This window comes from Phocaeicola sp. RTP21198st1_B8_RTP21198_201120 (assembly GCF_040929485.1).
Classification (GTDB): domain Bacteria; phylum Bacteroidota; class Bacteroidia; order Bacteroidales; family Bacteroidaceae; genus Phocaeicola; species Phocaeicola dorei.
This window is the reverse complement of the sequence record NZ_JBCOCI010000570.1, coordinates 1-1025: the sequence shown is the minus strand read 5'-3', so window position 1 is coordinate 1025 and position 1025 is coordinate 1. Positions and strand designations below refer to the sequence as shown.

The following is a 1025-nucleotide window of genomic DNA, read 5'->3' as shown; positions in this document are numbered from 1 at the left end:
GAACCTACCGGAAATCTGGATTCGGTGAATGGCATCGAAGTGATGGAACTGTTGAGCGAACTCAACCGTCAGGGAACCACAATCATTATCGTCACCCACTCACAGCGGGATGCGAAGTATGCACACCGGGTCATCCAACTATTGGACGGACAGATTGTAGCCGAAAACATCAACCGTCCGCTGGAAAAGAAAACGTCATCTAAAAACGAAACCGTATGATAGGGAATTACTGGAATAGTGCCTATCGGAATCTGATGAAGCGGAAGAAGTTCAGTTTCATCAATATCTTTGGATTGGCAATCGGAATGGCATCGGCATTACTGATGCTAACCTATGTCACTTTTGAGTTCAGCTTTGATAAAATGCACACGAAATATGCCCATATCTATCGGGTGCAAAGTACTTTTCATGAAGGGGAAGTCCTGACCGATTACTGGGCGACCAGCTCTTTCGGATATGCCTCGGCCATGAAAGAGAATCTTGCCGGAATCGAAGATTATACCCGTATCGCTACCCATCTCCAACCGGAGCAGATTGTGAAATATGGCGAACTGACATTACGGGAGAATCAGATAGCCTATGCCGATCCGGGCTTCTTCCGTCTTTTTGATTTCGAACTTCTGAAAGGGGATAAAAAGACTTGTCTCTCCATGCCCCGGCAAGTGGTAATCACCGAACGTATTGCCCGTAAGTATTTCAAAGATGAAGACCCTATCGGCAAAATTCTGATCTTTACCGGAACGTATGATAAAGTATCGTGCGAAGTGACCGGAGTCATGAAAGAAATGCCCTCCAACTCACACATTCATTATAATTTTCTGATTTCCTATGCCTCTCTGCCTCAATATATGCAGGAATACTGGTATAAGCATGAAGCCTATACGTATGTTTTGCTCGATTCACCGGAAAGAAAAGCGGAGATAGAAAAAGAATTTCCTGTGATGGCGGAGAAATACAAGACAGAGGAAGCACTGAAAAATAAGACGTGGGGCGTGTCTTTAATTCCCTTGGCAGATATACATCTC

1 protein-coding gene and 1 pseudogene are annotated in these 1025 nt (G+C 44.6%); both read left to right on the top strand.

The window, feature by feature from the left end:
• Positions 1-219: pseudogene (locus tag AB5935_RS28185) on the top strand (ABC transporter ATP-binding protein); the annotation flags it as partial.
• A partial coding sequence (locus tag AB5935_RS28180) for an ABC transporter permease (protein ID WP_368328127.1) occupies positions 216-1025 on the top strand: 810 nt, incomplete at its 3' end. The pseudogene AB5935_RS28185 and the gene AB5935_RS28180, both read left to right, overlap by 4 nt.